The sequence below is a fragment of the Streptomyces sp. HNM0645 genome, assembly GCF_030056615.1.
GTDB classification, from domain to species: domain Bacteria; phylum Actinomycetota; class Actinomycetes; order Streptomycetales; family Streptomycetaceae; genus Streptomyces; species Streptomyces marianii.
Map to the genome: position 1 here is coordinate 1 of NZ_JASHLT010000009.1, position 21,741 is coordinate 21,741.

At 71.8% G+C, this 21,741-nt stretch carries 19 protein-coding genes and 2 pseudogenes; 8 read left to right on the forward strand and 13 right to left on the reverse strand.

The window, feature by feature from the left end; translation table 11 throughout:
• Together QMZ92_RS07590 and QMZ92_RS07595 are read right to left on the reverse strand one after the other, a co-directional pair.
• Positions 1–177: pseudogene (locus QMZ92_RS07590) on the reverse strand (NF041680 family putative transposase); the annotation flags it as partial.
• 113 nt (positions 178–290) lie between these two features.
• Complete coding sequence (locus QMZ92_RS07595) at positions 291–440, reverse strand: hypothetical protein (RefSeq protein ID WP_283296453.1); 150 nt, start codon at positions 438–440, stop codon at positions 291–293.
• Between the two features lie 604 nt (positions 441–1,044).
• On the opposite strand from QMZ92_RS07595, the gene QMZ92_RS07600 reads away from it, so the two are divergent.
• Both QMZ92_RS07600 and QMZ92_RS07605 read left to right on the forward strand, forming a co-directional pair.
• A complete protein-coding gene (locus QMZ92_RS07600) occupies positions 1,045–1,713 on the forward strand; it encodes an esterase/lipase family protein (RefSeq protein ID WP_283296454.1) in 669 nt (222 codons plus the stop codon).
• A 489-nt stretch (positions 1,714–2,202) separates the two neighbouring features.
• Positions 2,203–3,108 (forward strand): universal stress protein, encoded by a 906-nt coding sequence (locus QMZ92_RS07605; protein ID WP_283296455.1) that lies wholly within the window; start codon positions 2,203–2,205, stop codon positions 3,106–3,108.
• Positions 3,109–3,632: 524 nt separating this feature from the next.
• On the opposite strand, the gene QMZ92_RS07610 is transcribed toward QMZ92_RS07605, so the two are convergent.
• The 5 genes from QMZ92_RS07610 to QMZ92_RS07630 form a co-directional block, all read right to left on the reverse strand.
• Positions 3,633–4,226 carry a fasciclin domain-containing protein gene (locus QMZ92_RS07610; protein ID WP_283296456.1) on the reverse strand — a complete coding sequence of 198 codons (594 nt, stop codon included), beginning with the start codon at positions 4,224–4,226 and terminating at the stop codon, positions 3,633–3,635.
• Between the two features lie 142 nt (positions 4,227–4,368).
• Entirely contained in the window at positions 4,369–4,788 is a 420-nt protein-coding gene (locus QMZ92_RS07615; RefSeq protein ID WP_283296457.1) for a CBS domain-containing protein, read from the reverse strand.
• A 169-nt stretch (positions 4,789–4,957) separates the two neighbouring features.
• Positions 4,958–7,357, reverse strand: a complete 2,400-nt coding sequence (locus QMZ92_RS07620) for a glycoside hydrolase family 65 protein (RefSeq protein ID WP_283296458.1) — start codon at positions 7,355–7,357, stop codon at positions 4,958–4,960.
• 60 nt (positions 7,358–7,417) lie between these two features.
• Complete coding sequence (locus QMZ92_RS07625) at positions 7,418–8,287, reverse strand: universal stress protein (RefSeq protein ID WP_283296459.1); 870 nt, start codon at positions 8,285–8,287, stop codon at positions 7,418–7,420.
• Between the two features lie 227 nt (positions 8,288–8,514).
• Positions 8,515–9,396, reverse strand: a complete 882-nt coding sequence (locus QMZ92_RS07630) for a pyridoxamine 5'-phosphate oxidase family protein (RefSeq protein WP_283296460.1) — start codon at positions 9,394–9,396, stop codon at positions 8,515–8,517.
• A gap of 211 nt (positions 9,397–9,607) precedes the next feature.
• Between QMZ92_RS07630 and QMZ92_RS07635 the strand changes: the two genes are divergently transcribed.
• Positions 9,608–10,282 carry a CBS domain-containing protein gene (locus tag QMZ92_RS07635; protein WP_283296461.1) on the forward strand — a complete coding sequence of 225 codons (675 nt, stop codon included), beginning with the start codon at positions 9,608–9,610 and terminating at the stop codon, positions 10,280–10,282.
• A 153-nt stretch (positions 10,283–10,435) separates the two neighbouring features.
• Here QMZ92_RS07635 and QMZ92_RS07640 read toward each other — a convergent pair whose 3' ends face one another.
• The gene (locus QMZ92_RS07640; RefSeq protein ID WP_283296573.1) at positions 10,436–11,257 is read right to left on the reverse strand and encodes a universal stress protein; all 822 of its coding nucleotides are present in this window, start codon (positions 11,255–11,257) and stop codon (positions 10,436–10,438) included.
• A gap of 300 nt (positions 11,258–11,557) precedes the next feature.
• On the opposite strand from QMZ92_RS07640, the gene QMZ92_RS07645 reads away from it, so the two are divergent.
• Entirely contained in the window at positions 11,558–11,728 is a 171-nt protein-coding gene (locus QMZ92_RS07645; RefSeq protein ID WP_283296462.1) for a hypothetical protein, read from the forward strand.
• Positions 11,729–12,103: 375 nt separating this feature from the next.
• On the opposite strand, the gene QMZ92_RS07650 is transcribed toward QMZ92_RS07645, so the two are convergent.
• Entirely contained in the window at positions 12,104–12,760 is a 657-nt protein-coding gene (locus QMZ92_RS07650) for a fasciclin domain-containing protein (protein WP_283296574.1), read from the reverse strand.
• Positions 12,761–12,841: 81 nt separating this feature from the next.
• On the reverse strand, positions 12,842–14,431 hold the full coding sequence (locus QMZ92_RS07655) for a molybdopterin-dependent oxidoreductase (protein WP_283296575.1): 1,590 nt from the start codon (positions 14,429–14,431) through the stop codon (positions 12,842–12,844).
• A gap of 349 nt (positions 14,432–14,780) precedes the next feature.
• On the opposite strand from QMZ92_RS07655, the gene QMZ92_RS07660 reads away from it, so the two are divergent.
• The 3 genes from QMZ92_RS07660 (at position 14,781) to QMZ92_RS07670 (ending at position 16,534) form a co-directional block, all read left to right on the forward strand.
• On the forward strand, positions 14,781–15,374 hold the full coding sequence (locus QMZ92_RS07660; protein WP_283296463.1) for a sigma-70 family RNA polymerase sigma factor: 594 nt from the start codon (positions 14,781–14,783) through the stop codon (positions 15,372–15,374).
• Positions 15,371–16,117, forward strand: a complete 747-nt coding sequence (locus QMZ92_RS07665; protein ID WP_283296464.1) for an anti-sigma factor — start codon at positions 15,371–15,373, stop codon at positions 16,115–16,117. The genes QMZ92_RS07660 and QMZ92_RS07665 overlap by 4 nt, the downstream gene beginning before the upstream one ends.
• A gap of 123 nt (positions 16,118–16,240) precedes the next feature.
• Positions 16,241–16,534 carry a hypothetical protein gene (locus tag QMZ92_RS07670; protein ID WP_283296465.1) on the forward strand — a complete coding sequence of 98 codons (294 nt, stop codon included), beginning with the start codon at positions 16,241–16,243 and terminating at the stop codon, positions 16,532–16,534.
• Between the two features lie 416 nt (positions 16,535–16,950).
• On the opposite strand, the gene QMZ92_RS07675 is transcribed toward QMZ92_RS07670, so the two are convergent.
• Positions 16,951–17,598, reverse strand: a complete 648-nt coding sequence (locus QMZ92_RS07675; RefSeq protein ID WP_283296466.1) for a class F sortase — start codon at positions 17,596–17,598, stop codon at positions 16,951–16,953.
• A complete protein-coding gene (locus QMZ92_RS07680) occupies positions 17,595–18,410 on the reverse strand; it encodes a hypothetical protein (protein WP_283296467.1) in 816 nt (271 codons plus the stop codon). Before QMZ92_RS07680 ends, QMZ92_RS07675 begins: the two co-directional genes overlap by 4 nt.
• A 371-nt stretch (positions 18,411–18,781) precedes the next feature.
• Here QMZ92_RS07680 and QMZ92_RS07685 point away from each other — a divergent pair.
• Positions 18,782–19,210: pseudogene (locus QMZ92_RS07685) on the forward strand (class I SAM-dependent methyltransferase); the annotation flags it as partial.
• 251 nt (positions 19,211–19,461) lie between these two features.
• Here the strand turns inward: QMZ92_RS07685 and QMZ92_RS07690 are convergent.
• Complete coding sequence (locus tag QMZ92_RS07690) at positions 19,462–21,225, reverse strand: SpoIIE family protein phosphatase (RefSeq protein ID WP_283296468.1); 1,764 nt, start codon at positions 21,223–21,225, stop codon at positions 19,462–19,464.
• Between the last annotated feature and the right edge of the window lie 516 nt (positions 21,226–21,741).

The window sequence follows — 21,741 nt, forward strand, 5'->3', positions numbered from 1 at the left end:
CTCGACCGCCAGCGACAGCTCGACCAGCGTCTTCACCGGCCCGTCCGCACACAACACCGCGTCCGTGAGCTCGAAGAGCGCATCCGCCCGCTTGTACAGGCACTCGTAGAACTCGACCCGAAAGCGGGACAGGACACCCAACGCCTCGCCCTCGGACGCTCCGGCAGGGACACTCATACACAGCGGCCGTTCCTCGATGCTTCGTTGCTCGACACCTCGAAGCGTGAAGAACGGCCGCCTCCGCTGTCCCGGAAAGAACCGCAGATCAGCAGGTCGGGTGACCCGCGCGGTTAAACGCCAAGCTGAGAGTTGGCGGTGGTGAGCGTGATCTGCTTCACGCCGTCCCTGTCCCGGTCGGTGTCCCCTTGGGCGGGGGACGCTATGAGCATGGCGGGGAGCAGCGTCAGCGCACCCAGCGCCAGTGCGTGTGAGGCTTTCATCGGGCGTCCTCGATTCTGGGGTGTGAGGGAGACGTTCCCTAGCTGATCTAACGTCGACTCGGCCCCGGCTTCCTGTTGTGTGCGGCCGGAGGGGTGTACGCACGCCGGACACCGCTGCGGAACCGATCACCGGACAGGCCCGGCGGCGGTCCATCGAATTCGCCTCCACCGAATGCCGCGCCCTGCTCGACACCTGACAGACCCGCAGCCGCACGGAGACCGCGGTGCGCCGCAGCGTCCCTTTTCGGCCGTGTTCTCCCATCTGCCTTCGGCCGTGCTCTCCCGTCTGCCGAGGTGGTCTTGCCTGGCTTCAGGGCCGCCACCAAATCCGGTTCAGCCCACGACCGGTGGAGACGCCGCCACTTCGCAGCCAGCCCGCGAACAGTGACATAGGCCGACAATTCATCCTCCCGCGGCACGGCCCACCCCTGACGCAACATCACTTGCGGCTGCGCGTTACCTGATTGAAACCTTTTACTACCTAGCGGTAACAAAACAGTTCGTGCCACATTCACGCCCATCACCGGCCGGTGCACCCCCCTCTTCCCCGCCAGAGCCAGAGCTCCCACGCTTCCGCCTGGCCCAGTCCCCGGAGAGATCCCCCATGAGACGCTCCGCCCGCACCGCCGCCCTCGTCGCCGCCCTGGTGGTGGCACCGCTGGTCACCACACCGCAGGCGCACGCCGCAACCCGCAACCCCGTCCTCTTCGTCCACGGTCTGAGCAGTTCGGCCAGCACCTGGAACACCTGGGTCGGCAAGTTCAAGGCCGACGGCTACTCGGACTCCGAGCTGTTCACGTGGTCCTACGACTGGAAGCAGTCCAATCTGACGACCGCCTCGCAGCTCAGCCGGAAGGTGGACGAGATACGCGCCACGACCGGCGCCACGAAGATCGACATCGTCGCCCACTCCATGGGCGCCCTCAACTCCCGCTGGTACGTGAAGTACGGCGGCGGCACCTCCACCGTGGACGACTTCGTGTCCGTGGCCGGCGTGAACCACGGCACCGACATGTCGCTGTTCTGCTCCTTCTACACCTCCTGCCGGGAGATGGTCGCCGGCAGCACCTTCCTCAAGACCCTCAACTCCGGCGACGAGACACCCGGCAGCGTCAACTACGCCACCCTCTGGTCGACCTGCGACGCCATGATCAATCCGGACGAGTCGGCGAAACTGGACGGTGCGACCAACACGTCCGTGGGCTGCAAGACGCACAACGCCATGAACGAGAACTCCGACAACTACGCCAAGGTCCGGGACTTCATCGCCTGACGGTCCATCTCGTGCACGGCATCGCCGACGGGCCGTGCACGGCGAACCCCGCAGGGTGGAGACGGCGATCGGCCGGACTGCCCGGCGGGCGAACCGGCCGGCATCCCGGTGCTCGCTCGCCTGCTCGTCGAGACGGCGGAGCCGGGCATCGCGGTCCGGACGGTGTCCCGCCGAGTGTGCAGCAGGAGCCTCGGCCCTGCTCATGGGGCGGCCATCGCGCAATCCTCCGAGGAGAGAAGCCCTTGGGGAGGTGACGCGATGGCCTCGCCCCAGCACGACTCGCTCCGGCTGACACTGCCACCGCGTACGGCGGACGGAGTCGATCCGATCCGGGTCCTGGCCCAGCGGATCTTGCAGGAACCCGTCGCGTCGGATCGTGCGCAGGGGAAGGACCGGCCGGCCCACCGATGGGGCCGGGTGGCCCCTGATCACACCGGTGCCGGGGCGCCACGCTGGGTGTGGCGGACCTCACCACCGGAGGTGGAGACCATGTCCCGAACCGTCACCGTCGGTCTCGACGACTCACCGGAGAGCCGGGGGGCGGCCGAGTGGGCGGCACGTGAGGCGGTACTGCGCGGACTGCCGCTGAAGGTCGTGTACGTCCAGGAGCGCGCGTCCCGCTACGTCACCCGGACTCCGCTGCTGGATCTCGACGGCTACCGGCGCTGGGCCGAGCGGCTGACACAGGAAGCGGCGGACGGCATACGGCTTCGCCATCCGGGCGTCGAGGTGATCACCGAACTGCCCACGGGGACCGCGGCTGACGTCCTGAGTGAGGCGGCGGGCTTCGCCGAGCTGCTGGTACTGGGCTCGCGGGGACTCGGCAGGCTCACGGGGTTCATGGTCGGCTCGGTGAGCCTGGGAGTCGTCGCCCGCGCCGAGCGACCGGTGGTGCTGGTACGGGCCACGGAGCAGGCAGCCGACGAGCACGCTCCGGATCCGGCGGGCGTGCCGTCCGCTGCGACGCCGTTCCGGCCCGTCGTGCTCGGCCTGGACGTCGATCAGCCGGACGACACGCTGCTGGACTTCGCCTTCGACGCGGCCTCGCGCAGGAAGGCCCCCCTGCGGGCCGTCCACGCCTGGCCCGAACCGCCGCCTTCCTTCTACGGCTTCTCGGGGGGCGCGGAACTCCACGACAGACTCGAGCGCGAGCAGGCCTCGCTCCTGAGCCAGGTGCTGCATCGCTGGCGTCGGAAGTTCCCGGACGTCGAGGTGATCGAGGCGAGCCGTTGCGGCAACGCCGCGCAGGTCCTCGTCAACGAATCCCGTGACGCGTCCCTCGTCGTCGTCGGCCGGCGCATCCGCACCGGCTCCGTGGGCGCTCACATCGGCCACGTCACCCACTCCGCCCTGCACCACATCGCCGGTCCCGTGGCGGTTGTCGCTCACAGCTGAGGCGCCTGGCGAGCGAACCGGACAGCACGGCATGGGCCAGGGGCCCCGGATCGCCGGACGGCTCCGGAAACAGCCGCCCCGGCTGGAGCCGCATCGCGCGACGCCGTCCTCCGGAACCGAGCCGGCCCGGGTGCCGGCGCCGCACCCTGCCGCGAACACGGTTGCTCGAAGCGGGTCCGCAGCCGCGATGCGCCGGGCGAACACCCGTTTCCCGGCCGACGGCGGATGCGTGCCGGGTGACGGTGTGCACCTCGGTGTGGCGGTGTCACTGCGCGGGGGCGGGTCGCCCCGCCCCCGCACGACGCCGCCACCCTCGACCTGCCGCAGCTGACGGCCGGTCCGCAGGATCTGGTCGCCCCGGCCGTGCGGGCCGGCTGCGCGGGGTCTCGGCGCCCGCGGTCACGGTCGCCAACCTCGGCGCCCAGGGGTGAAGACCGTCCTCGGCGTGATCCACCCGCCCCAGGTGGCCTCGTCGGTCACGGCCTTCCGTTCGCGACTCGACCGGTCCAGGGGGAATCCCCGGGTCAGTCGGGCGGGGTGAGGAGCCCGTCGATGAGGTAGACGGTGGCGTTGGCGGTGGTGATGTTGCCGCAGACGATGTCCGCCGTGTTGTTGACCTTGAACGAGGTACCCGAGCCGGAGGTGGTGAGCTGCGAGCCCTCCAGCGTCTTGAACGAGCCGTTCGGCAGCTCACTCGGGGTGACGTCGGCGTCCACGACGTGGTAGGTCAGTACCTTCTTCAACTGCTCCGGGTCGTTCAGCAGGGAGTCGCGCTGTGCCTGGGTCAGGCTGTTGAAGGCGTGGTTCGTGGGCGCGAAGAGGGTGATGTCCTTCGACTGGTTGAGGGTGTCGTCCAGTCCGGCCTTCGTCAACGCCGCCGCCAGCTGAGCCAGCTGGCGGCTTCCGGCCGCGGCGTCCGCCACCTTCTGCTCTGCCATGGCCGCGACACTGCCTTCCCCGCTCCGGGGCAGTTCCGAGCAGTCGGGCCCGAACGTGCCCGTCGGACCGGGAGTCGGCGTCTGTGCGTGGGTGTGCGGGGCGAATGCGCCGAGCGCGAGCGGGACGGCGACCACCGGGGCGATGGCGGCCTGTGCCATACGAGTTGCCGTGAACCTCATGGTGACCTCCTCGGGGATGAGCTTCTGAGCGTGCCGCCGGGGCCGCCCGGTCGGCGTGCCCCGGGCTGCGCGGGAAGAGAACCGCATCCGGACGCAGTGCCTCTCCCTCTCCCGGTGCGGTGACGAGGGACCTCCCCGGTGGTCACTTCCCGGCGCAGACGACCTCGACGAAATGCCCCACCCGCTCCTCCGGCAGGCGGCGGGCGAGGTCCGCCTCACTGATCATGCCGACCAGGCGGTGGTTCTCGACGACCGGCAGCCGTCGGATCCTGTGCTGCTCCATGGCCTGCAGGACCTCGTCCGAGTCGGCCCCGGCGTCGATCGTCACCGGCTTGCCCTGCTCGAGCATGCCCGCGGTCATGGTCTTCGGGTCCTTGCCCTTGGCAAGACACTTCACCACGATGTCGCGGTCGGTGATGATCCCGTGGAGCCGGTCGTCCGGCCCGCAGACCGGCAGAGCTCCGATGCCCAGCTCACTCATCCTGCGTGCCGCGTCCGCCAGGGTCTCGCTCTCCTGGATACACGTGGCGCCGACGTGCATGATGTCCCGTGCAGTGGTCATAGCCGTCTCCTTCGAGCCTCGCGACCTGCGAGGGGAGCCGCCGCCCCGACCGGCCCCCCATGCCAGTGTGGGTCGTCCGCATCCCGTGCGCATGCCAGGGCGCACGCCGTTCCCGGCAGCTGTGGGACGGCCCGGGTGGGTCGTGGTGCCGACGGCACGCGAGTGCAGGTCAACCTGCCGGCAGCACGAGCGTGCAGCTCTCCCCCGGCGCGACGGTGACGGCCCTGTCGGTCAGCACCACCCGGATCGGCGATTCCTCCGAGTCCGGTACGACGATCCGCAACTGCCCCCGTCGCAGCCGTACGCCGACGCCCCAGTGGCCGCGGTACCGCAGCGAGAATCCGTACTCGGACAGCGCGGGAAGAGGCACCGGGTCCAGCCACAGCGCCTCCTCGCGGGTCTCCAGTCCGGTCAGGCCGCGCTGGACCAGGTCGAGGGTTCCGGCCATGGCGCCGAGGTGGATGCCTTCGCCGGTGGTGCCGCCCTGGATATCGGCGACGTCCGCCTCCAGGGCCTCGCGGCAGTACTGCCACGCGTCGGCCCGTCTGACCCGGGCGAGAACCCAGCCGTGGACGAGGCCGCTGAGCGTGGACCCGTGGCTGGTGCGCCGGAGGTAGTAGTCGACCGTCCTGCACCAGAGCTCGTCGTCGAGGTCGTAACCGAGACGACCGAAGAGCTGCCGCAGCTCCGCCGGCGAGAAGAGGTAGCCGAGCATCAGGACGTCGGCCTGCTTGGATGCCTGGTAGCGGTTGACGTCGTCCCCCTCGGCCTCGAGTATCCGGTCGAGGCGCCGGATGTCGTCGTACCGCTCCCGGTAGACGTCCCAGTCCAGCTCGTCGAGGTCGCCGTACCCGTCGAACTGGCTGATGACGCCGCGGTGGTGAGGGACCGTCAGCAGCCGGGACACGTCGTCCCACCTGGGAAGCTCGTCGGCGTCCAGCTTCACGCGTTCCAGGAGTTCCCGGCGACGCCATGCCGGAAGGCGCCGCACGAGGTCCACGGTGCGGCCGAGGACCCACGCCGCGGTGACGTTGGTGTACGCGTTGTCGTCCAGTCCGGGCCGGTCGGCGCCCGGGTAGCCGTCGTGGTACTCGTCGGGGCCGACGACCCCGCGGATGCGGTAGCGGCCCGACTCGGTGTCGAAGACGGCGGTGTCCGCCCAGAAGCGGGCGATGTGCAACAGCATCTCCGCTCCCTTGGTGTGCAGGAACTCCGTGTCGCCCGTGGCCTCGCAGTACCGCCAGACGTTGTACGCGACCGCCGAGCCGACGTGGTGCTGGAGCCGGGTGCGGTCCGGCAGCCACCGGCCCGAGCGGGGATTGAGATGCAGCCGTGGGGCCTCCTCACGGCCGTCGCTGCCGCTCTGCCACGGGTACATCGCCCCGGCCCGCCCCGCCTCCCGGGCGGCGCGGCACGCCTGCGGAAGGCGCCGGTACCGGTAGTTCAGCAGCGCCCGGGACACCTCCGGGAAGTGCAGGTTGAGGTACGGCAGCACGAACAGCTCGTCCCAGAAGACGTGTCCGCGGTACGCCTCACCGTGCAGTCCTCGGGCCGGCACGCCCACGTCGAGGTCCGCGGTGTGCGGTGACACTGTCTGCAGCACGTGGAAGAGGTGCAGGCGCAGGACGCGACCGGCCTGACCGGGCACCTGGACGTCGGCGTGCCGCCACAGCTGGGCCCACGCGGTGACGTGGGATTCCATCAGGGCGGGGAAGTCCCCGGCCGTGGACGCCCGGTCGACCGCCGCCTCGAGCGGATCGCCGATCGCCGGGTCGCGTGAGGTGTGCAGCGCCACGGTCTTGTCCACGACGACGGGAACGCCTGGAGCGATGGGTATCACGAGACGGCGGACGGCTCGGTGCCGAGCGGGACGGAGCCGCGACGAAGTCGGCTCCTGACCGTGGACGACCGTCCGGGCCGCCATGGCGACACCGACGTCGGAGCTGTTGGTGCGGCAGCGCAGCCACACGGTTGCCGACTCCTCCACACCGGTCTGCACATGCGCCAGGTGGCTCCGGTTGAGGGACCGGTACCGGTGCACATTGGCGTTGACCACATCGCCGTCGATCGCCGACTCGACTTCGATCTCTCCCGACCAGCCCTCGGCGGTGAAAACGGTGCGCAGCACTGCCAGATGGGGGTCTGCCATGTGCACCGCGCGGATCTGCTCCACGCTCAGCACGCCGGCCTGCTCGTCCCGGTAGCGGAAGGTCCGGGTGAGCGTGGCACGTCGCAGGTCGAGGGTGTGCCGGTACTGCAGGAAGGGACGGGTGTCCGCGGTGAACCACCGGCCCGGCTGCCCTCCGGCGGAGCGGAGGCGGAACCTCAGCGGCAGCCAGTTCGGGAGGTTGACCAGGTCCTCGTTCACCACCGACCGCCCGGCCACGGTGGACTCCAGGCGGTTGTAGCATCCGGCCACGTATGTCCCCGGATAGTGCACCAGGCCCGCCCTGCTCTCGGGGACGGCCCCACGGGTGGCGAAGTAGCCGTTGCCGAGTGTGCAGAGCGATTCGCGCAGCCGTTCGGCCGCGGGCTCGTAACCCTCGTACTGCCAGGTCCACTCCGCCATACGCCGTCCTCACCCCTCTTCCTTCCCGCGAGGTGTACGGGTGCGCGGTCGACGCGGACGTCAGGTGCGCTCGGGGACGACGGCGACCGGGCACTCGGAGTGGTGGAGCAGGGCGTGGGCGACCCTGCCCAGTTGCAGACCGAAGTGGCCGTGCGGTCTCAGGGCGCCGACGACCAGGAGGTCGGCGCCGACCGAAGCGCTCAGCAGGACCTTGTGGGCGGGCCCTTCGACCGCTCGGGCCTCCACCTCGACCCGGCCCCGGACGAGATCGCGCAGCGCTTCGTCCAGGATGGCCGAAGCCCGCTCCTCGTGCGTGCGGCCGGCGTCGTCCGCGAGGAGGGGATGGTCCGCGCGGTCGTGCGCGGGGCACCGCCATGCCCTCACAGCCTCCAGAACGCAGCCGCGGACCTCGGCCTCGCGGAGGGCGAAACGTACGGCTCCCAAGTCCTCGGCCGCTTCGCCCACACCGACCGCCACCCGTCCGAAGGCCCCCTGCCGGTTCCGCTCGGAACCCCGCACCACGACGACCGGGCACGTCGCGCGGGCCGCCACGGTGAGGCCGACCGATCCCAGCAGCAGCCCGCCGAGGTCACTGCGACCCCGGGATCCCGTGACCAGGGCGGAGGCGTCGTGCCCCTCCCGCAGCAGCGCGGACACGGCATCGTCGGGCAGTACCTCGCCTGACACCTTCACCTCGGGGGCGCGCAGCCGGGCGCGCTCCGCGGCGGACGCGACGATGTGCTCCCCCATGACCTCCTCGGCCGGACGTTCGGTGCTGAAGGACGGCTGCCTGCCCTCGTAGCGCTCCCACAAGGAGGCGTAGACCAGGCGCAGGGGGAGCCCGTGCCGTGCCGCGTGGTCGACGGCCCAGTCGACCGCCCGCAGGCTGGAGTCCGATCCGTCCACGCCCACGACCAGCGGGAGTTCCATCGTCCCCACCGCCTTCCTGTCCGGCCTCGTAAAGCACCCCCTGTGAATACCGTTGCACCACCCGGACACCGCCGCGACACGCGCGGGATCGGCTCCCGTGCCTCCCGCCGCCGGTGGCGCCGGCCCCGGCGCCCCGGCTGGGCCATGTGTCCGGAAGGCCCCTCCCGCCTCCCGCCGCCTCGGGAATCGCCCGGCGGTCCCGGTACCCGGTCAGCCGCCCGGCCACCTCACCGAGAGGCCGGACCGATACGGCGGCCGGTGAGGCGCTGGGGCCGGATCGACACCCACATCTCTCGCTCACCGCCCGCCCACGGGTGGGTGTGGGCGCCGTCTGTCAGCCGTCGCACCGCATCGGGTTCCGTGACGTGTCGCGCCGGGCCGACGGCGAGGACACTCCAGCCCTGGCCGGCGGTCTCGTCCAGATGATCGACTTCGAAGGCGACCTCGGACCCCACCGCCGCCGCGGGCACCGAGCCGGGTGCGGTGCGGAAGGCGATCTCGTCGTCGACGACTTCGTAGTTCACCGGAACGACCGCCGGGCCGTTCGGGGTCGTCAGGGCGACGCGGCCCACGCCATGGGTGGAGAGCAGGGCGCGGCAGTCGTCCGCGCCGAGTTCCCTCAGCTCGGGGTGGAGGAGGGCCTGGCCCTGCCCGGGCGGCTGGTCGGTGCCGCCCCCGCGCAGGGCTTCCACGCTCGTTCCCAGCGCGCCGGCCAGACGGGTCAGGGTGCCCAGACCTGGGTCGGCCGGGCGTTCTTCCAGGTACGCGAGGTACTGCGGAGCCATTGCGGCGCGGCCGGCCACGGTGGCCCGGGTGAGCCCCTGCCGCTCGCGCTCGGCTGCCACCCGCCGGCCGACGTCGCCGGGGCTGGGTGCCCGCCCCGCATCCGGCCTCGAAGGCGCGGGCGTCGCCCCGGACGGGTGCTCCAGGTGACGGACGTGGGCGTCGGGGCCGGGGAACACCAGCGTGACCTCGTCCGTGTCCGACCAGCGCACGTCGTAGGGGGGTGTTCCATCCGCATGGTGGAGTCCGACGATCTCGCCGTCGCGCCTGGTGCCGCCGGTTGCCGGGCTTTCGATGACGAGTTGATCGCCGAGGTGCGCTCGCATGACCGCCGCCCTTTCCTCAGAATGTTGCTGTAACCCAACGTGCCACGCGTGTCGGGCCGCCGCACGGGCCGGAAAGCCCCGATCCAGGGCCGACCAGTCCCCTTCCCGGGACGGCGCCGACGCGGGCCTGAGCCGCACCCCGTCGGAGTGCCGGTTCCGACGGCTCGACATGACCGCGTGCGCCGGCACGGGCCTCGAAGGGACGGGCGTCATGCACCACCGAACGGTCGCGGAGCTCATGACCCGGCAGGTCGTCCGGGCGCGGCGCGATCTACCGTTCAAGGAGATCGTCAAGCTGCTGGCCGAGAACGACGTCACCGCCGTACCGGTGGTGGACGAGCAGGACCGCCCGATGGGTGTGGTGTCCGAGGGGGACCTGCTGCGCAAGTCCGCGGACCAGGCCGACCCGTCCGGCAGGACGGCGATCCCGCATCCGGAGGCGTGGGAGAGGGCAAAGGCCGAGGGAGTCAGGGCAGAGGAGCTGATGTCGGCTCCCGCGGTGTGCGCGCGCCCGGAGTGGAACGTCGTCGAGGCGGCCCGCCTCATGGAGGTCCACGGCATCAAGCGGCTGCCCGTGGTGGACGAGACGGACAAGCTCCGGGGCATCGTCAGCCGCGGTGACCTGCTGCGGATCTTCCTCCGTCGAGACGACGCCATCCGCGAGGAGATCACCCGGGAGGTGCTGCAGCAGACCCTGGGGCTCGCTCCCTCGGAGGTGTCGGTCGACGTACGAGAGGGGCAGGTCACCCTGGACGGATCCGTCGAGTTCCGCAGCCTGGTCCCCGTTGTCGAACGCCTGTGCAGGAGTGTGGACGGGGTCGTCTCGGTCTCCACGCACCTCAGGTACCGGACCGACGACGCCGAAGGACCCGGCGCAGGCCCGTGAGTCGACGTGGAGCGGAGCCCGGGCGCGTCTCCCACATCCGGTCGGGGGCCGGACGATCGCGGCGGGCGTCCGCGCGCGAGGGATGTCACGGCGCCCGGTGGTCCGGGACGGACCGGGCCGCCACGACGAGCCGGACTCTCGCGCTGTGAGCCGTCACATCTGCGGGACGACGGCGATCGGGCACGGCGCGTGATGCAGCAGCGCATGGTTGATCAGGCCCAGCTGGAGCCCGAGGTGCCCGCGTCGCCTGCGGGCACCGACCACGAGCAGGTCGGCCTCGGACGCGGCTTCCAGGAGCGCCTGACGCGCCGGGCCTTCGACCACCCGACGGCTCACCGAGGCGTTCACGTACCGCTCGGCGGGACCGTTCAGCGCGTCGTCGAGCACCTGGGCGGGCGGGCGGCGCGAGGTCCGGACCCCGTACCCGGCCGGGGGCGGCGGATCGGCGAGGCCCCCGAACGGGACGCTCCAGGCGTGCACCGCGACCAGCCGGCAGCGCCGCACATGGGCTTCGCGCATGGCGAAATCCACCGCGGTGCCGCTTCCCTCGCCGTCCTCGACGCCGACGACGACGCTGCGGAACCGGACGCCGCGGTGCTCCGGCCGGCCGCGCACGACGACGACCGGGCAATCGGCGCGCGCCGCCACGGCAAGACTGACCGATCCGAGGAGAAGCCCCGCGAGGTCTCCGAGCCCTCTGCGTCCGAGGACCAGGGCGAAGGCGTTGCGCCCCTTGCACAGCAGGGCTGTTGCGGGGTCCTCGTGCAGCACCTCGCCCGACAGCCGGGCCGAGGGTGCGCCCTTCCTGGCCCGTTCCGCGGCGACGCCGATCGGATCGGCCGCCCCGTGGTCCGGCGCGGCAGCGTGCACGAGGAGTAGCGGCACGTCATGCCGGACTGCCTCATCGGCGGCCCAGTCCACCGCCTCCAGGCTCGCCTCGGACCCGTCGACGCCCACCACCAGCGGGATCGCCACCGATGTCACCTCCGCCACATGCCGGACCTCGTCTCCCTCAGGACCCGCCGCGGCCGGCAGCCTCCCGCAGCAGGCTTCGGCTCGCCGCTCGGTGCGACACCCGCCACCGGAACGTGCGACGTCCACCGTCCTTCCAGCTTCTTACGCCACGAAAACGCTCGCAATGGAGCGCTTCGGCGGAGCCGGTCGCCCGGCTCCGCCGAGTTGCCGAGCGGGTCGGGGCCGGTCGGTGTCAAGGAAGTGTCAGTGATCGGGGCGGGCCGTGGGGAGTCACGGAACGGGCCGCATACTGCTCGTGTGATGCCTGACTGGCTACCGGACCAAGGGATACGCCGGGCCACTCTCGCCCTTGCGGGAGTGGCAGCGGTCCTGATCACCGCCGGCGCGTTCCTCGACGCCATGTGGGTGCTCGGCATCGGAGTCTGGGCCGTCATCGCGGCCGCGGCGATCGAGCTCGTGTACCGGCCTTGACGAACATCTCGGCCACAGGCGCACACCGGTCACCCGGGCCATGCGTTCGGGTGCCGTGGCCCAGAGGCCGACGGGTACGTCCTCCCCCTCCGCCGGCAGCTCCGCTCCGCGGCGGGCCTGCGATCGAACGCACGGCCACGGCCCGGCGGTTCCGCGACGACCACCCGCGCGGTAGGGCGTTGATCGTACGCTCCGCTTCACCCCCGTTCGTCCCCGTTCGTTCCCGCGTTCGCGGGCCGTTTCCGTCGATGGCGGCGGGCCGCCGCGGGAGCGAGTCCCGGCGGCGGCCCGTCCTTCGGACCCGGCGGAGTGCGGTCGGCACGACGGACGCGGGAGCCCCTGGGTCGATGGGGCCGACGCCGACGGGACATCGGGTCAGGAGTCGGGCATGAGCACGGTGTCGACGATGTGGACGGTGGCGTTGGCCGTGGGGACGTTGCCGCAGACCACCTTGGAGTTGTCGTTGATCGTGTAGTTCTCGCCGGATCCGCTGGTGGTGAGCGTGGACTTCTGCAGGGTCTCGTAGGTGCCGTTCCCGAGCTGCTGCGCGGTGAGCTTCCGGCCGACGACGTGGTAGGTGAGGATGTCGGTGAGCATCTGCTTGTCGGCGAGGACCTTGTCGAGGTCGGCCTTGGGGATCTTGGCGAAGGCGTCGTCGGTGGGGGCGAAGACGGTGATGTTCTCGGCGTTGTTGAGGGTGTCGACCAGACCGGCCTTCTTCACCGCGGCGACCAGGGTGGACAGCGCGGGGTTGTTGGAGGCGGCCGTGGCGACGGGGTCCTGCGCCATGCCGTCGAAGGAACCGGCACCTTCCTTCGGCACCGAGGCGCAGGCCGGGCCGAAGGGGCCGCCGGCGGGTGCCGCCCCGTCCCCGGCCGGCGGGGGCTGCTCCTCCGCCGGGGCCGAGGAGGCGGACTTGTCCGCGGCCTCGTCGGAGGCACTGTCGCCACCGCCGCAGGCGCTCAGCGTGAGCGGCAGGACGGCGGCCGCGGTGACGGCCATGGCGGTGCGGCGGAAGCGCAGGGCGTACATCGTGTTCTCCTTGGGTGTGCTCATGATGACCCGGCGTGATCGCCGAGTGGCGTGTGGGTTCGCCGGAGGAGGCAGGCGGGGCTATTCGACGGTGACGAGCACGGAGTGCCGTCCGTCGGCGCCGTCGGGTACCGTCCGGGTCCGTCTCTCCGGCTGCGTCCGTCCGCTGCGGTCGGTCGCGCGGACGCTCAGGGTGTGGCGTCCGGGAGCGGCCCTCCAGGGGAAGGACCACTGGCGCCAGGTGTCGGTGGTGTGTTCGGTGGCGAGGTCGGCGGGCTTCCAGGGGCCGTCGTCGACGCGGATTTCCACCCTGTCGATGCCCCGGTGCTGGGCCCAGGCGACCCCGGCGACCATGACGGTTCCGGCTGTCGGCCGGGCGAAGGGCCTGGGCGTGTCGATACGGGACTGGGTCTTGACCGGTGCCCTGCGGGCCCATTCGCGCTTCACCCAGTAGGGGTCGTAGTCGGCGAAGGTGGTGAGTTCGATGTCCTCGATCCACTTGCATGCGGACACGTAGCCGTACAGGCCGGGCACGACCATGCGGACCGGGAAACCGTGGTCGAACGGGAGGGGCCGGCCGTTCATGCCGACCGCGAGGATCGCGTCACGGCCGTCCATCACGTCCTCGACGGGGGTACCCAGCGTCATGCCGTCGACGGAACGGGAGACGAGCTGGTCGGCGGGGCCGCCGCGCGAAGGGGGCTCGACGCCTGCCTCCCTGAGGAGTTCGGCCAGGCGTACACCGGTCCAGCGGGCGTTTCCGACGTAGGGCCCGCCCACCTCGTTGGAAACGCAGGTCAAGGTGATGTCCCGCTCGATCAGTTCACGCTGCAGCAGGTCCTGGAAGGAGACGCCGAGCGGGCGCCGTACGCCCCTGCCGTGGATGCGCAGCCGCCAGGTGGTGGCGTCCACCCTCGGCACGACCAGGGCGGTGTCGACCCGGTAGAAGTCCTCGTTCGGGGTGGTGAACGGCTTCAGGCCCGGGATGCGCAGAGCGGCACCGGCAGGTACGGACGCGGCCGGTGAACCCGCCGCAGGCAGCATGACCGCGGCCCGGGACGCGACGGCGTCACCGCCGCGGGCGGAGCCGAGGCCGCGTCCCAGCGCACCTGCCCCGGCCGATGCGGCGGCCGCCGCGGAGGCGGTCACCAGGAATCCGCGGCGGTCCCAGTCCGCCCCGCCGGCGGGGCTGTTCGGCGCGCCGCCCCGGCTCACCGTCAGCCGGGCGGTCAGCAGATGGAGAAGCGCGGCGCCGGCCACGGCCCCGACGGCGGAGGGCAGCGCGTCCGTCCAGGACACGGAGTCCGGTCGGCCGAGCGCGGCCACCGCACCGACGGCGCCGACCAGCAGCACCCCGGTGACGGCCGCCAGGCGGTGCCGCAGTGCGAACAGGCCCAGCGTGACGGCGAAGGCCGACAGCACCGCGACGATGCCGAGTTGCAGGACCAGCTTGTCGTGGGTCCCGAACTGACGGATCGCCCAGTCCTTCACCTCGGCCGGGGTGGCGTCGATCACCGAGCCGCCGACCGCGGTCACGGGGCCCGCCTCCGGTCTGACCACGGCCGCTGCGAGTTCCGCCACGGCGAGCGCTGCGAATCCGGCCAGCAGGCCACTGGCGCAGGCCGACACGCGGCGGGTAGCTGATGCGCTCTCGATCGTCACGGGGGGAATTCGGCACGCGGGCCGAGCACGGATTGGTCGGTCCTGCGAACGAGGGAACGAGCAGGTCTCCGTTGACGCAACCGCGAAGTCGTCCGCCGCGCCGCAGGCCCGAGAGGACTCGACGTCTCCTCCGCGCAGCGGCGGACACCCAAGGGCGGCTCGCGGTGGGGAGGCGCGGAGGCAACGGGCGGCGACCGAACCGGCGGACACCGCCGGCCGTGTCCGGGGTCGGGTACCGCGGATCGGGAGAGCGGTGTTCGGGCGGATCGGACCGGATCCCTCTCGCGGCAATCCGCACGGCTCCCAGCAGCGAATAGCTGAAGAGGGCTGCTTCGCCCCGACATCGTTGAGGAGCTTCATGCCTGTCCCACGAGCTGCCCGCCCCGGCACTCCCGCCGCCGCACACGGTCCCTCCGCCGACGCTCTCCTCGTCCAGGTCGCTCGTGGCGACCAGGACGCCTTCGGTGAGCTCTACGACCTGGTGAGCGGCGCGGTCTTCGGCACCATCCGCAGCGTCCTGCGCGATCCGGCCCAGTCGGAGGAGGTGATGCAGGAGGTCATGATCCAGATCTGGCGTACGGCTGCCAGGTTCCGGGCCGACAAGGGCAGCGGTACGAACTGGGTGCTGACACTTGCGCACCGTCGTGCCGTGGACCGGGTCCGCTCGGAACAGGCGAGCGTCGACCGCGACCACAAGGCGGCCCTGCTCGACTGCACACCGGCCTACGACCACGTCACCGAGCAGGTCGAGGCGCGCCTGGAGCACCAGCAGGTGCGGCGCTGTCTGCGGTTCCTCACACGGCTCCAGCGAGAGGCCGTCACCCTCGCCTACTACCGGGGGCTGACCTACCGCGAGGTCGCGGAACTCCTCGCCCTCCCCCTCGGCACCGTCAAGACGCGCCTGCGCGACGGCCTCATCCGGCTCCGCGACTGCATGGGGGTGGAGGCATGATCCGTCGCGCCGGCGGCGCGGGCCTGCACACGGCGACCGGCGCCTACGCTCTGCACGCACTGCCCGAGAACGAACGCGAGAGCTTCGAACGGCACCTCATGGACTGCGGCGCCTGCGCCCAGGAGGTCCGGGAGTTGCAGGCGACGGCCGTCCGTCTCGGCCTGGCCGCGGCCGTCCGGCCCGCGCCCGAGGTGAGAGCGCGGGTCGTGGAGCAGATCCGGCACGTACGGCAGGAGCCGCCGGCGGTACTGCGGTACCGGACGCACCGGCTGCGCCGACTTCCCCGTTTCGCTCTCGCGGCCGCCGTCGCCGTCGGCATCGCCGGCGGTGCCGCGCTCTGGCAGCACCACGAAGCCGGGAACGCCCGGGCCCGCGCGGAACGCGCCGAGGCCGAGGCCGCCGGGGTCTCCCGGGTCCTGACGGCCTCCGACGCGACCTACACCAGCGGCCGGGCGAAGAACGGCGCGAGGGTGACCTTCGTCGTGTCCCGGGAACGCGACCGGGCGGTGATGCTCGCCTCGGATCTCCCGGCGCTGCCGGAAGGCAAGGTCTACCAACTCTGGTTCGACGACGCCGGCACCATGCGCGATGCGGGCCTGCTCGGCGGTGACACCGGCACCCAGACCGTCCTCGTGCACGGGCCCGTACACGACGCGTCCGGCATGGGCATCACCGTCGAACCGTCCGGCGGTTCATCCTCTCCGACGAGCCCGCCCCTGATGGTCGTGGCGCTCCCCGCCTGACGGGGCACCTTCGCGGCGGCGGTGCATGACCACCCGTTTGCCGGGCACACGGCAGGGACCGCGAGCGGCTGCGTCCCGTGCGACCGGCACGCGGGGCAGCCCTGTCCCGAGGGGGTATTCGACGTGAGGGCACCACAGTTCACCTATACCGGCCCGGCGGTCGTCGGCGGAGTGCCGTTTGCCCGTGTCCGGCTGTCCGAGAATCCCCCCGACGAGAAAGGCGCCCCCTGGGCAGGGGCCACCTCGTTCGGAAAGGACGACGAGCCGGAAGGCTTCACGCCCGACATGGCAGGCGACCCGCCCGTGACGGTGGAGTTGCCCGACGGCCGCGCATCTCGGGCTCTCGTCGTCAACGTGCATTTCAACGGCCAGGGCTGGACCATGGAGTTGATCGGATCCGGACCGGTTCCCCGGTGACCCGGGCGGACGCGGAATCCCCGCGCCCCGGCACTCCATCCGCGCCGGCCGGCTTCCACACCTCCCAGGACGGCGAGCGCGTCGTCGACCGCGATCGGTGGGAGCACGAGAAGCACCACCGCTCCACGCTCGCCGCCCCGGCGCCCGCGCCCATGAGACCCGCGCTGCGACGGTCGCCGCGGGGAGATACAACCACGGCCGGACCGGGTCGAGTCTGCGCACCCGGCGCGAGCCCCTCCGCACAGGCGCTCGTCGCACCCGGCGCGGTCGTGGGCACCGCCGCGTCCCCGGGAGCGTTGGACGCGGTCCCCCGGCAACGCACACGGTGCCCACGACCGTGGTGGCGTCTCCACGGCGCCCGGGCCGGGCGCCACCGGCCCCGCTGCGGGCGGACGACGCCGCATTCGGACCACGCCCTACGCGACCGCCACCATGCTGGCGAACACCACGACGTTGTTGGGGTAGTAGCGGCGATCGGCGTCGAACTGGCCGCCGCAGGTGACCAGTCGCAGGCCCGCGTGATCGAGGTTCTTGTAGACCTCCAGGGTGGGGAACTCCTTCTTCGGGTACTCGGCGATGCGGTCCACCGCGAACTCGGCCGTCTTCCCGTCCTCGCGCGTCACCTTGATCGTGTCGCCGGCCTTCAGCGTCTTCAGCTTCTCGAAGACCGCGGCCTTGCCGTTCCAGGTCACATGTCCGGCGATCACCGCCGGCCCCTGGGAGCCGGGAGTGGGGCCCGGCTCGTACCAGCCCGCGAGGTCGGGGTTCTTCGGGGTCGTCATCGTCCCGTCCTTGTTCTGCCCGAGCGACTCGAGCTCACTCTGCACTCCGAGGGACGGGATGGACACCACGCGCGGCGCGGACCGGGCGAGTGCACCCGCGGCCTTGCCCGCTCCCGCGCCCGCCGCCGGGTCCTGTGCCGCGCTCCGGTCCGAGCCGGCCGGCGGTGCCGCCGCGTCCTGGCCGCCGCAGGACGTGAGCAGCAGTGCCGCCGCGAGGGCGATCACTGACACGGTCGCACGCAGGGCACCGGGCCCTGCCCCGCTGCCGGAGGAACGGTTCATGCGGCACCCGCCGTCTTCGCCGTCGCCGCGGAGCGGGTGGTCGTCCACCGGCGGACGGCGACCAGCGCGCCGACCGCCGCCGTGGCCGCGACGGCACTGCCGGTCACCGCACCCGGGGAGAGCCCGGCGGCACCGGATCCGCTGCCGGTCTCGATCCCGCCGACCGGAATGGACCCGACAGCGGCGCCCTTGACCACCCCGCAGTTGGTCGGTGCGGTCGCCTCCTGGGGGAGCTTGGGGTCGAGTTCGCTCTTGCCGGCGCCCTCGACGTCGTACTCGCCGTTGTCGTTGCGGTCGATGCCGTGCTGCACGATGTGGAGGTCCTTGATGTTCTCGACCACGTCCTGCGAGACCGTGATGGTCCGCTTGTAGGTGATCTTGCCCTCCTTGTCTGCGACGGGCATCCGGTCGACGGCCAGGCCACTGCCCGCGTCCGTCCCCCCTTCCGTGGTGAGGGAGATGTTGATGTCGCCGTAGTCCTTCGTGGCCTCGGTGTTGTTGAGGATCCCGTCGCCGTCGGTGTCGTCGCTCGCGTCCGGGCAGTGGAAGTCGCGCCCGTCGGTCGACCCGTGCAGGTGCTGCGCCGAGGGCTGTCCCGGAACCATGCCCTCCGACTTGATCCACACCGTCAGTTCCCTGCCGCGAAGGCTCAGCATGGCCGTTCCCCGGGAACCGGAGTCGTTCAGCTGCTCGAGGTCGATCTGGAACGCCGGGTTCTCAGCCGCGAACGCCGTGGACGCGACGCAGGTGGTCAGGAGGGCGGCGGGAAGCGCGGCGAGCACCGCGATCCGGCCGGTTCGCTTGGACATCACGTTCGTTCCTGTTCCGCAGCCCCCGGACGGGAAAGCCGCATGTCGTACGGATTCCTGGCGATGCCCGGAGGATCCCGGGCATCGACTCACCCCTTGTCCACAGAACCGTTGCCGTGGACGGCGTGACGAGCGCGGCGCACGGGCACCCGACACCGGACACCTGGGCGTTCCGGGCGAACACGATGCCTCCGCCGTGGCCTCGGACCGGACCGGGCGGGACCGGGCACGGGCCGTTGCTCGTTGCAACTGATATGTAGTTACCTTTGAAACGTACGGATCCCCCCGGGTGTTCAATGTCCGGCAGGACGATCCGGGGAACTCGGCATCGCCCTGAGCGTGCCCCCGCGGGAACTGGCGACTTAGGTTGGGGGATGACGACCACCGCATCGCAGGAAGCGTTCCTCCATGCCTTTCACGCCGAACATCCGGCGGTGACGGCAGAGGCGTTCGGGGGCGGCCGCGCCCCGGACGGCCGGTCCAGCTACGAGATCCTGTGTGATCGGGTGGCTGGAAGCAGACGCGTTCTGGACCTCGGATGCGGCGACGGCCTGCTGCTGGAGCATCTGGCACGCAGTGGGGGAAGGCGGCTCGCGGGAATCGACCTCTCCCCGGAGTCACTGGCCCTGGCGCGGCGCCGACCGTCGCTGTCCGAGGTGCGGTTGGAGGAGGGCCGCGCGCAGCGCCTTCCCTTCGCCGACGACAGCTTCGACGCCTGTGTTGCGCACATGGCACTGATGCTGATGGCCGAGATCGACCGCGTCGCGGCGGACGTTGCCCGCGTGCTGTCTCCCGGCGGCGTGCTGGCCTGCGTCCTGGGCGGCGGAGGCGTAGGCGGCGAGGCGTACGAGCGCTTCACCACCCTGTTGCGGTCCATCGTCGAGGAAGCGCCCCCTTCCCGGCGCATCCCGGCACTCGGGGACAGAAGGACGCGCAGTCGCGACGGGCTCGACGAGATCCTGGGGCCGGCGGGCTTCACCCCGACGGACTGGGAGACCGTCCCCATCGATCTCAGCGGTTCGGCCGACGAGGTGTGGGAGGTCGTGTCCCGCGTCTACGACCTCGGCCCGCTGGACGGGGCCGCCGTGGAGCGCCTGCGTGCGGGCTTCCTGACCGAGGCGAAGGAGATGGCGGGCCCGGACGGGCGCGTTCCCTGCGGGTTCAAGATCCACGTTGCGACGGCTCGGCTGCGCTGAGGACCGGCTGGCGGGCGCCCGCCGGGGGGAGGAGCGGAGCCCTGGCTCACCGCTCCCGCGGCCGGCTGCGCGCCCGCTCGGTGTTCCCCGCTCCCGGGCGCGGGCGGCCGCACGGCGTCCGGGCCGGGCACGGACGGCAGGACCCGGGCCACGAGCAGCGCCACGTCGTCGTGGTCGACGGGATGACGCAGGGTGCGCAGGAGCACATCACAGGTGTCGTCCGGGGAGCGTTCGGGGTCGTCCAGGAGGCTGAGCAGGTCGTTCAGGCACGCGTCGATGGGCTGGTCCCGCCGCTCGACCAGACCGTCGGTGTACAGGACGAGCTGGTCGCCCGGGTCGAGGGCGACCGTGCGGGCGTCGAAGTCGCCCTTTCCCACTCCCAGCGGGGTGCCGGTGGGCAGGTCGAGCAGTTCCCGAGTCCCGTCGGCATGGAGGAGGGCGGCAGGCAGATGACCTGCCTGGGACATGTGGCACTGGCCGCTGTGGGGGTCGTAGGCCGCGTAGACGCAGGTGGCGATGGTCTCCTGTGCGAGTTCCTGGGTGATGCGGTCGAGGTTCCGGAGCACCTCCGCGGGGTCGAGGTCGAGGCAGGCGAGAGTGCGGGTGGCCGTTCGGAGCTGCCCCATGGTGGCGGCGGCGCTCACACCGCTGCCCATGACATCACCGACGACGAGCGCGGTCTTGTCGCCGCCGAGCGCGATGACGTCGTACCAGTCGCCGCCGATCTCCACGGCGGCTCGGGCGGGCCGGTAGCGGGACGCGACCGCCAGGCCCGGTCGCGGCGGCGGTGAGAGGGGCAGCAGGCTGCGCTGGAGGGCGAGTACCGTGCGTCGCTGCTCCTGTACGGCGCGGTGCCGCTCGGTGACGTCCACGCTCGACGTCACCACGCCCAGCACCTTGCCGTTGGGGGCTTCGAGCCGGTGGAAGGAGATCGACCAGGCGTGCTCGTTCTCCGGGTCCGCCGGGGTCCTGCCGACGGTGTACTGGTCCAGGACCGGGGTGCCGGTCGCCAGGACCCGGCGCATCGTTGCCGCGAAGGACGCGTCCAGGAACGGCAGCACCTCCTGGACGTGCCGGCCCACGTGCTCGGCGGCAGGCACGCCGTTCATGCGTTCCTCGGCTGGGTTCACCGAGATGTAGCGGAGGTCGGTGTCCAGCACACCCAGGCCGATCGGCGACTGCGACACCAGGCGGGCGGAGAGGGCCAGGTCCCGTTCGACCCGCCGGAGCGTCGTCTGATCGGCAGCCAGGCCCAGGGCGTAGTAGTCGCCCTGGTCGTCCATGAGCCGCATGTTGCGGAACTCCACCAGCCGGGTGCCGCCGTCCTTGTGCCGTACGGGAAAGACGCCGGCCCAGCTGTCTCCGCCCTCCATGACCTGTGCGAAGAGGCCCAGCACGAAATCCAGGTCCTCCTCGTGGACCAGCAGCCGGCCGGCGAACCGGCCCAGGGCCTCCTCGGCGCTGTAGCCGAACAGACTCTCCGCCTGGGGGCTCCAGAGATCGATCCTTCCCTCGGCGTCGAGCAGCACGGCCGCCACACCCAGCAGGTCGAGCAGCCCGCCGGAGGCGGTCGGAGCGAGCTCCCCCACCGTGGGATCGGTCCAGGACCTGGCCGCGCACATACCAGTCCTCCTCACTGCCCGCACCGCGACCTGCGCACCGGTGTGCGGCGCGGGCCCGGCCGGGAGCACTCGGCCGCAGCCCCATCGTCCCTCCGAAAGGGGCACCCCTGCAGCCTCTCGGCCGTGGGCGTCCACGGAGCCGCGTCTCGCAACGCCCACCTCGCGCGGAGCGCCGGGGGAACGTGCACGGGACGGCTCTCCCGCCACCGTCGGCGCCGGGCGGCCGGTCGGCCCATTCGGCGCTCGCCGGCGGGCGGGCGAGCCGGTCCCCCGCCCGCCGGCGGACACCTGCGGGCTGCCCGCCGAGGCCGACGCACTCGGGAACGTCCTCGCGCAGACCGGCACGGCCGACACATGATCGGAGGTCTGCCCGAGCTCGGGGGCCTCCTGTGCGAGACTCGGGTGCCACGGCACCAGGAACCCACGGGCGACGTCCGAGCCGGGGGCAGCGGGCCGAAGCCCGTCTCACCGGAGCCCGGGCCGGCGCCCGCACCGGATTCGGTGTCCGAGCCGGAG